Source organism: Psychrobacillus sp. FSL K6-2836, from assembly GCF_038003085.1.
Classification (GTDB): domain Bacteria; phylum Bacillota; class Bacilli; order Bacillales_A; family Planococcaceae; genus Psychrobacillus.
The window spans coordinates 112423-122501 of sequence record NZ_JBBOOM010000002.1; the positions used below are offsets into that span (position 1 = coordinate 112423).

A 10079-nucleotide genomic window follows, 5' to 3' on the forward strand; every position below is an offset into this window, starting at 1 on the left:
AGAATTAGTAAATAGAAAATAGTGTGAAGTGGGGTTCGGAAATGAAGCAAGTTCTTGATAAAATAAAGGAATTAGAGTCAGGTGATGTGGGAATTATTATTTACTCTCATTCAAAACAAGATATACTTTTATCATTAAATAAAGGATTATTAGTACCTCTTGCATCTGCAGCAAAAGTTGCTATTGCCTTTTGTATCGCTAAACTGGTTGAAGAAAGACATTATAAATGGACTGATATCGTTGAAGATATAATTTTCAATCCCTAAGAAGATAGCTACGAAGTATATCCTCACTTTCAGGGCAGAGATTTCTTAGCTCTCCAAGATGCGGTAGAGGTGATGATAGCCTGTCACGATAGCTTTGTAGCAGAGAGAATTGTTCATTTTTGTGGTGGATGGGAAATGATTAACAATAAAATAAAATCCTATTTTAATAACATAAATATTACTCAAAATCCCAGAGACTTGGATAACAATGGAAAATTGATTGAGATGTTAGAACTTTTACGTTTAATACATCAAGGATACCAAACTACTCCTGATTTATGGATTCCAGTTATTAATGGTTTAGTTAGGCAACGAGGTGATATAGAGGGTATTCCAAGTCAATTCTTAAATCATATGACTGGCGGATTAGATAATGTAATAGTTGATATTGGAATAATGGGTGAGTTTTCCAAAAACCCATTATTATATGTTTTAGGTGCAAAGGATTTACCAAATCGATACAAAGATCAATTAGCAGATGAAATAATTATTGATGCAATCAAATTACTCTATGATGAGTACTGTATTCAAGAAGTTGAACTGGCAAATAAAAGTCTATCTAATTCTTAGTGCTTGTTAAACTAACGAGTGCTTTACTTGATGATTATTGAACGGCTTAGACGGTTCCTTTTTCTTATTATGCTTCCGGAGAAGTTTTGTTGAAGAAGAAGTTAAAAATTGGAGTAAAGAGGAATTATATATTAAATGGCGTAATCTGAATTTCTGAGGCAATTTCATAAAAAGAACAGCCGCTTATTATTCTATTTTGGCAGAAATATTAAAGTAATTGGTGGTTTCTTTAAACGTTTTGTCTATATTATTTGAAAGGCGGAACTATGAACTTGATTGATTATTTTGAACGTAAAATAAGATTAAAAGACTTTGAAGTTTGGGATATCCGGATCAGTAACCAACATTATTCTTTAGTCTTATTAGATGAGTTTCGACCAGCAACATTTGAGGAGTTTGAAATGCCTGAGCTAATTTATGAAGAAGATGACCAACGTGTAAATTATGTATCTGCTACATATTTCTCAAAAGAACCTATTAAAGATGAACACAGAGAAATACTTGGTGGATTTGCACGAATGCTGACTGAACATTTAGCATTGGCACATTGTGAAGTTATTATTAAGATGTATCAAGAAAAACCAGAAAAAGCGATAGAACGAATTATGTTAACTAAATATGGTTTCAAAGAGTCTGAAATTCCTTTAGAAAAGCTATGGCACTTTAACCAAGAATAAAGGTTTAATTAGGTGTAGGTGTACCTACTACATCATCCGATGGCGTAAGTGCTTACCTAGTGTTTCTCCGAATTTTTCATTTATAAAACTAAAAACTTTAGATGCTTCTTGTTCAATGAAATCTGTTGCTTCTAGAATGGATATATCATTTTCTTGATGAAGTATCGGATTTGGGCAAGGGGTAGGTAAATTCAAGAAAAACCGTATTCGAATTGAAGATTATTAATGAATGAGGGTTTTTACGAAAAACGAAGTATAACATATATTATATTCAGTTGGGTCCAACTCCTTTTGCATTTGATTTTAAGCATACATTTGATGAAAAAGGGGAGAGGTTCTTGATTAAGTAGCAGGGGCACACTGGAGGGAATTGTGAAGTATTACACTTAAACTATCGTGTACTTTAGTATACAAATGGCTGCCTTTAATGGTAGCTTTTTCTTATTGAACTATCGTAGTAGGTTTGTTGAATAGGCAGCAATGTACTTCTAATAGAAACACAGTTTTAATGGAAAACGTTAGAGAAGGGGATAAACAAGTTTTCAATGCAGTTAAGAAATTATGGCAATAATAGAAAATGTTCCTTTGACAGCTTGAGGAGGAAATTGATACAACGGTAAAAAGGATATATTCTATTAACAGATACATGCTCGTATCAAACAAATTGGTCTAGTCAAGTACGAAAAAACGTATTACATGCCCATATTGCTTTTGGTTCAATTCTATTAGAGGTTAAAAGTGTTGGTTGGTATCAGTCAGAAACCCAATTATCGCAGGATTAGTAATACGATACTTTATTTAAGCAAAGATGAAAGGGAGGATATAAGTGAAACAGCAGAAAATAAACATTTTAGTCGTTGAAGATGATAATGATATTAATCAATTGTTATGTAGAATAATTAAGAATAGTAATTATTTCCCACAGCCTGCCTATTCTGGCACTGAAGCGATGATATATATAGACAAACAGAAGTGGGATTTGGTTTTGTTGGATTTAATGCTTCCAGGAATGACAGGGGAAGAAATCCTTGAAAAAATCGCCTCGAGAGAATCTACTCCAGTCATTATTATTTCTGCTAAAAACGGACAGCAGACAAAGATCGATAGTTTAAGATCTGGTGCAGACGATTTTATTTCAAAGCCTTTTGATGTAGAAGAAGTATCGGCTCGTATTGATTCGTTGTTAAGAAGATACAAAAAAAGCAAGGAAACTCCCGCGAGAGAGCAGTTAACACACAAGGATATTCAAATTGATGTAGAAGCGAAAACAGTGGAAGTGAATGGTACAAAGCTTTCATTGACCGTTCGCGAGTATGCAATATTAGCCCTTCTCATGGCATCCCCACAAAAAATCTTCTCAAAATCAAATCTATTTGCAAGTGTATGGAATGAGCCTTTCCACGGTGATGATAATACAGTAAATGTTCATATGAGTAATTTAAGGAACAAACTCTCCAAAGCAAATCCAAATGAAGAATATATAGAAACCATTTGGAGCATGGGCTATCGTCTTAAATCTTAAGATTTTCTTAAGGTTCATCTTAAGGTTTTCTTACAAATTAACCCCTATACTAATGGAAGAACGAAGGAGGTTATGTATGTGAGTGAATATATTTTAAGAACCAATAAACTGACAAAAAAATATAAAAATGACTTTGCGATTGAAAACATCAATGTCACGATTAAAAAAGGTGAAATTTATGGATTCATCGGACAAAATGGTGCTGGAAAATCAACGATGTTACGGTTAATAACAGGACTTATCTTCCCAACAGGCGGATCCATAGAACTATTTGGAAATGATAACTACAAGTTAACAGAAGTACAGAAAAGAATGGGAGCAATCATCGAAAACCCTGCACTTTTTCTCAATATGACTGCCCAACAAAATTTAGAGGTTCATCGAATGCAAAAAGGTATACCAGGAAAAGACTGTATCGATAAAACACTTGAACTTGTAGGTCTTGCGGATACAGGAAATAAAAAAGCGATAAACTTTTCACTTGGCATGAAACAAAGACTTGGTTTAGCTATTGCGTTATTGAGTGATCCAGAATTCCTCATTCTGGATGAGCCCACAAATGGGCTAGATCCTATGGGAATAGTCGAACTGAGGGAACTTATAAAAAAGTTAAATCGCGAAAAAGGGTTTACTGTTTTAATTTCAAGCCATATATTAAGTGAACTCCATCAACTTGCAACTAAGTTTGGCATCATCCATAGAGGGAAACTATTAGAAGAGCTTACATCAAAAGAACTAGATGAAAAAAACAGACAACATTTGCAAATTAAAGTGGATGATCCGTCTTTGGGAGCAGCTGTACTAGAAAATAATCTATTCACTACTGATTTTGAGGTAATGCCAGATGGAATGATTAAACTATATAGTGATTTTGATGATGTTCGGAAAGTTTCACAAATATTAACCAAAAATGGTTTTGTGATTGAACATCTTTCAATTATGGGTGACAGTCTCGAAAGCTATTTTTCAAAGCTGGTAGGAAGTGTAGAGCATGACTAATCTAATTAGAGCAGAACTATATAAATTATCTCGGAATAAAACATTTTGGGTATTAGTCGCAAGTGTTACCGGATTAAGTGCATTGTTACATTGCCTAATATTAATGGACTGGTGGCTACTAACTGGAACTGATTTTGATAAAGCTGGGTTAAGCGAATTCAATGCTTTATCGCCATTTTCAATCCCATTATTCTTTAACTTCTTCGTCAGTACGTTGGCCGGTTTTTATATCTCCACTGAATTTACACAAAACGGGGTAATCAAAAATCAAATGTTGAGCGGTAATAAAAGATCTACTATTTTTATAGCAAAGTATCTTGTTTTTACGCTTGGAGCATTTATTGTAACGATCCTGATTGCATTGATAACTGCAATTACCATGGTCCTATTATTTGGACATGGGGATATAATAAGCCTTCCAAATCTAATGTACTTAGGTAGAGCATACAGTTTATTTGCCTTGCACTTTTTAAGTTTTACAGCAATCGTATCATTGATAGCAATTGCGGCAGAAGATAGCGGGAAAACGATTATTTTTACTCTTTTGCTTGTAGTAATGATGTTTGCAATCGAAAAACTAATTACTGCACCATTAATCCAAATAGTGTATGAGAATACTTTCTTCTCTCAATTTAGTGAGGCATTCAGATACACACTAACAAAAGCTGAGATGATAAAATCCATTCTTATCGGAGTCGTATCCTTCTTTGTCATCATATTATGTGGAGTTTTTATGATTAATCGAAAAGAAATTAAGTAATTCTGAGGTGGGCAGGTGGGAGCATTGATTTATGTAATCATCGTCATATCTTTAGCGACAGTATTTTTGCTCACGCGTTTATGTTCGGTAAAGAAAGAAGTGAAAAAGATCGGAAAACAGCTACAATTCTATAACGATCGAAAAACTAATAAAAAAATTGATATGGCGCTTATTGATAAAGATATAGAAAATCTGGGACTAGAAATTAATAAGCTTATTGATTTGCATGTGACGGAGAATCGATTAAGAGTGCGTTTTAAAGATGAACATAAACACGCTGTTGCAAACATGTCCCATGATTTGAGAACACCATTAACTTCTATACTGGGGTACATTCAGATGGCTGAAGCGGATAATCTGACAGCTGAAGAAAAAAATGAATTACTATCGATCGCATTCAACCGAGCAAAAAGACTAGAAGTATTGTTAAAGGAATTCTTTGAGCTGAGTGTTATTGAATCCTCCGAATACCATCTAAAGTCTGAGCGAGTCAATCTCAAGGAGATTACTTTTGATATATTAATGAGCTTCTATGACCGTTTAAATGAAAAAAATATGGAACCTAGCATAACAATGCCAGAAACGGATATATTCATTATTTCTGATGATTCAGCCGTAAAGAGAGTTTTTGAAAATCTGATGTCCAATGCGATTGCCTATTCAGATGGAAATATCAGAATTAGTCTTGAGGAAAAAGATTCAATGGCAAGACTAATCGTGAAAAATGATGCACATTCATTAACCGAAGAAGCTGCCCAGCGTATGTTTGACCGATTTTATACTGTCGATCAATCACGTTCGGGTACAAGTACCGGCTTAGGCTTGTCGATTGTGAAAAGCTTGATGGAAAAAATGAATGGGACAATTATAGTCCAGCTAAATGATGGCGAATTATCGATAGTTTGTGAATGGAAGTCAGTAGCTTAATAAAAAACTAATGAAGAAAGGAGGAAAGATTGTGTCTAAAAACAAAAGTCTTATTTTTTTATTGATATTAATTATTTCGATTCCTCTATTGTTTGTTCCTTTACTAGCTCAGGCTGATGAAATGTTCGATACAGGAAAAGTGGATGAGTATGTTACGAATTATATAGAGAACAACGGGCTGCCTGGTGCTGCTATCGTAGTCATAAAGGATGGAAAGGTACTATATGAAAAAGGATTTGGTCATGATTCTGACGGAGATCCACTGACAGCAAAGTCTATTATTGGTATTGCTTCTGGTACAAAGCCATTCACTGCATTTGCGGTTTTACAATTGGTTGATGCAGGAAACATAAAATTGGATGAACCTATTATTAATTATCTTCCTGAATTAAAACTAGGTGATGAAAGGTGGGGACAGGTGACTGTACGTCACTTGTTGAGTCACACATCTGGTCTGCCGAATCCTACCATTGTAGCACCAGCGAATACCTTAAAAGAAGGTGTAGGACGTCTGCATGATTGGAAACTACAATCCAACCCTGGAGAAAAGTATTTTTATAGTAATGCAAACTACTGGACATTAGCTTATTTAGTAGAAGAAATAAGTGGAATGGGGTTAAATGACTACCTAACAGAAAATGTGTTCACACCGCTCGGAATGAATGATTCCATCTCGGTAGTTAACTCTGGGGATATTACAAAAAAATTAGAAATACCTCGAGGATATGTCACGTTATATGGTACGGCAATGCCATGGACAGAGCTTGAAAAAATGTTCAGTGGTTCAGGGAGTATTTTTACGACTGCTAGTGATATGGGAAAATGGTTAGCTATGCATACAAACGACGGAAAAAATGAAAAAGGAGAACAATTACTATCACAAGAGTTACTAAAAGAGTCCTATTTACCACAATCTAGGAATGGGAAATATGGACTTGGTTGGTCTTTAAGCTCCCTAAATATTAAGCCAGCTCGCATTTCTCATAGCGGCTCAAACTCTACTTTTCAATCCCAACAAGATATCGTTCCAAGTAGCGGCTATGCGGTTGCCGTTTTATTGAATAGTTTCACTCCTACATTCGAACATGCATATGAGATCAGTTCTGGAGTTATTCAATTGACAGAGGGAAAAAAAACCGAAATAAAATCTTCAATTCCTAAAATGATAGATTTATCACTTGGTGTTATCACATTGATTTACTTGATATTAGGAATCAGAGGTATAAGAAGAAGTAAAAAATGGACGAAAAAACGTAACCAGCATGTAGCTTGGAAATTCTATCTTCGTTTAATTCCGCAATTGATACCTGTCCTTGGTATAGGATGGTTATTATTTATTCTCCCTATATTAAAAAATAACAGTTCCACCACGTTAGATGCATTCGGTCTTTGGCCAGCTGCGATAATTTTATTGGCAATAGGTTTCATCATTGGATTGGTGCTCACAAGTTTAAGAATCTATTATCGAATAAGATTAATTAGAAATAGAAGATTGTGAAGAATTACACTAAAAGTAACGGGTGCTTTACTTCAAGAAGGAGTAAAGCTTTTTTCTTATTGAACTTACGCAGTAGTTTAGTTGAAGAAGGAATTCGAAGACGATTGGAGAAATTATCTAATAGATAGAGGGGGGAGGATAGTGAAAAGTCCATATTTTTAATATTGGGTTCTTTGATAGGATGGCTTATATGAGGATTTATGAAGAATGATTTTTCTCCAAATGGATATTCTTTGCTTTTAATAAGTCTTATTTTAGGTTTTTTAATAGGCAGACGTAATCCGAAAGAAGAAATAGAATAAATGAAAACTTATTGAACTAACGCGGTAGTTTAGTTGGATAAGAAAATGATTATTTTTTATAGTTTCATAATGGTAATTTGTATAAAGTGAAGAAGTTGTACAGATATTACCGCAGTTCCTAAATTCATATTCGGATAGGTGAAATAAATGATTTCAATCGATAGAAAACTAAGATTACGAGATTTAGAAGTTTTTCGTTTCTTTAAAGATGATAAAATGCTCGCTTATGTCATTATTGAAGATACTAGAGGACCCTTTACAGAAGAAGATAAAAAGTTAGAGCCACTTTGTTTTTTAGATGACGAAGATATAAATGTAATTGTTAATGTATTTAGAATTTATTTCCTATCAGATGAACCTTTAGAAAAAGAGGAGTCGATTATGTTAAGACAGTTTTTTGGAGAGTTAGTTGACATTAGTTCTGTTACAAACTATATTACTCAAGAATTTATACAAAAAGACTTATATGAGCATGTGGATGATTCTTGGGATGTTAAAACTTATCAAAGAATGTTAGATATAATTGGTTCAAAGTATAAAATCCAATCAATTGATAAAAAAAGTTGGTTAAATTTATCTCAAGAATAATGTCTATTTATTCGAATATTATGGGTTCCTTAGGCAACTCTTTTTTTAATTGAACTACCACGGCAGGTTAGCTAAATAAGTGTGTAGAAAATCACTAAAAACACATTTTAAAAGAGGGAAATTATGAACCACTACCAAATTGGAAAGTTGCATTAAAAATTTGAACAAAATTAATACAGTGAATTTCCAAATGTAAAAAAACGACATGATTTCTTAATCAGAAGCAATATTATTAAGCTAACTGGTGCTTTACTTCAAGAAGGGTAAAGCCTGATTTTTATGGAACTAAAGTAGCAGTTTAGTTCCATAAAAAAATCCTTTAAAATGCTTGTAGTTTTAAATGGTTTGAATATACTGTAAATAAAGGAGGGATAAATATGATTTGGTTAATAGTGCTTATTATTCTTTTTATTATTATCGCCTTTGCTTTACTAGTTGACAGAAGAAATAAGAGAATTAATAACAATAATCAGAATTCAATTAATTCAAATGCAAAACCAGGAGAAAGTTCTAACATCTATATGATGGGCGATAATAGATATAAAAATGGAGAATAACTCTCTTAATTTAAATAGTTTGTGAAGTGGTGTACTAAAATACCGGAGGCTTAACGTCAAGAAGGGGAAAGCCTTTTTTTCTTATTGAACTAACGCAGAAGTTTAGTTCAATAAGCAGGTATAACTGTAAAGCTGTCCAAGTAAGTTATTATATGAGAACTACTCAAGTATTATAAGAGATTGCTAATATCAACAATAGTGATAATAGCGACATACTATACAAAAACACCCTATTTGAGGACAAGGAGATTGCTTATGACCCTCGCAATTTTGGAGCTATTCGTATTCCAATTGATATTACCGACTGTGTTTATTATTTCATTATGGAAAGGGACTTTCCCTAGTAAATTGAATTGGTTAGCGCAGGCAATGTTTACAGTGTTATTTACAACTTGGTTATTTTTTTCATCGTCATGGGATTGGTTCAGTTATTATCTAAGATTCATAATGCTGTTCTTTTTGTTACTGTCGACGCATAATTCATGGAAAAAAGTACAATCTCTACCGTTTCGCATCAAATTCAACCGTAGACAGAAGATGTCTCTTAGTTACAATCTCCTTCTTTTACTTGTTTTCGGTGCTTATAATGTTTTGATATTCAGTGGTTTTACAACTAAAGATGTAGCAATTGAACTCGACTTTCCGCTGAAAAATGGGACATATTATGTTGGTCAGGGCGGAAATCATGTGCTTATTAATTATCATAATGCTTATACCAGTCAGCAATATGCTTTAGACATAGTTAAGCTGAATAAATTCGGGATCCGAGCAGCTGGTATTTACCCAGAGGAACTTGATAAATTCGTCACATATGGAGAACAATTATATAGTCCATGTACCGGTAGCGTACTCGAAGTCCGTAATGATTTACCAGATTTGACACCTCCCGATGCTGATTCTGAAAATGTAGAAGGAAATTTCCTCAACTTACTCTGTGAGGAGGAAAATGTAAATGTCTATATCGCGCACATGCAAGAAGGAACTGTTGTTGTAAAAGAAGGGGAAAGTATACAGAAAGGAGAGCCAATCGGGTTAGTTGGCAATTCAGGAAATACATCAGAACCACATTTACACATCCATGCTGAAAAAAACGGAGTAGGTGTGCCAATCCACTTCAATGGAAGATTTCTAATAAAAAACAGCTTAATTTGGTAAGCAAAGTTTTTAAGTGTTCTTCAGATTCTTATAGGTCTTTCTATTATTACTTCGGATGTTTACTTCAAGAAGGAGTAACGCCTTTTTTCTTATTAAAATATTAATATAGTATAAAATTATTTGGAAACAATTCCTGTTTCTTATTCGTCTTTATAAACTACTTGAGAATTTGTGAGGGAAGAAAATGGAAGAATTAGATATAATATTAATAATTAAAATGATTATTATTGGGCTAGTTCAAGGCTTTACAGAACCAAT

The 10079-nt window shown here is 33.6% G+C and carries 10 protein-coding genes and 1 pseudogene; 10 read left to right on the plus strand and 1 reads right to left on the minus strand.

Annotation, left to right across the window (positions count from 1 at the left end; genetic code table 11):
- The first annotated feature begins 41 nt into the window (after positions 1-41).
- Both MKY37_RS21335 and MKY37_RS21340 read left to right on the plus strand, forming a co-directional pair.
- Positions 42-836, plus strand: a pseudogene (locus MKY37_RS21335) (serine hydrolase).
- Positions 837-1102: 266 nt separating this feature from the next.
- On the plus strand, positions 1103-1513 hold the full coding sequence (locus MKY37_RS21340; protein WP_340780198.1) for a hypothetical protein: 411 nt from the start codon (positions 1103-1105) through the stop codon (positions 1511-1513).
- A 27-nt stretch (positions 1514-1540) separates the two neighbouring features.
- Here the strand turns inward: MKY37_RS21340 and MKY37_RS21345 are convergent, their stop codons facing one another.
- Positions 1541-1708, minus strand: coding sequence for a hypothetical protein (locus MKY37_RS21345; RefSeq protein ID WP_340780199.1), 168 nt, complete (start codon positions 1706-1708; stop codon positions 1541-1543).
- A 631-nt stretch (positions 1709-2339) separates the two neighbouring features.
- Here MKY37_RS21345 and MKY37_RS21350 point away from each other — a divergent pair.
- From MKY37_RS21350 to MKY37_RS21385, 8 genes are all read left to right on the plus strand, one after another.
- Positions 2340-3035: a response regulator transcription factor gene (locus MKY37_RS21350; protein ID WP_340780200.1), complete on the plus strand. Its 696-nt coding sequence runs from the start codon at positions 2340-2342 to the stop codon at positions 3033-3035.
- A 78-nt stretch (positions 3036-3113) separates the two neighbouring features.
- Positions 3114-4034, plus strand: a complete 921-nt coding sequence (locus MKY37_RS21355) for an ATP-binding cassette domain-containing protein (protein WP_340780201.1) — start codon at positions 3114-3116, stop codon at positions 4032-4034.
- Positions 4027-4794 carry an ABC transporter permease gene (locus MKY37_RS21360; protein ID WP_340780202.1) on the plus strand — a complete coding sequence of 256 codons (768 nt, stop codon included), beginning with the start codon at positions 4027-4029 and terminating at the stop codon, positions 4792-4794. Before MKY37_RS21355 ends, MKY37_RS21360 begins: the two co-directional genes overlap by 8 nt.
- Positions 4795-4818: 24 nt before the next feature.
- Entirely contained in the window at positions 4819-5721 is a 903-nt protein-coding gene (locus MKY37_RS21365; protein ID WP_340780203.1) for a sensor histidine kinase, read from the plus strand.
- A 31-nt stretch (positions 5722-5752) separates the two neighbouring features.
- Positions 5753-7219 carry a serine hydrolase domain-containing protein gene (locus tag MKY37_RS21370; protein ID WP_340780204.1) on the plus strand — a complete coding sequence of 489 codons (1467 nt, stop codon included), beginning with the start codon at positions 5753-5755 and terminating at the stop codon, positions 7217-7219.
- A 449-nt stretch (positions 7220-7668) separates the two neighbouring features.
- On the plus strand, positions 7669-8109 hold the full coding sequence (locus MKY37_RS21375) for a terpene synthase (protein WP_340780205.1): 441 nt from the start codon (positions 7669-7671) through the stop codon (positions 8107-8109).
- 377 nt (positions 8110-8486) lie between these two features.
- On the plus strand, positions 8487-8666 hold the full coding sequence (locus tag MKY37_RS21380) for a hypothetical protein (protein WP_340780206.1): 180 nt from the start codon (positions 8487-8489) through the stop codon (positions 8664-8666).
- Between the two features lie 255 nt (positions 8667-8921).
- Complete coding sequence (locus tag MKY37_RS21385; protein WP_340780207.1) at positions 8922-9821, plus strand: M23 family metallopeptidase; 900 nt, start codon at positions 8922-8924, stop codon at positions 9819-9821.
- Positions 9822-10079: the final 258 nt, after the last annotated feature.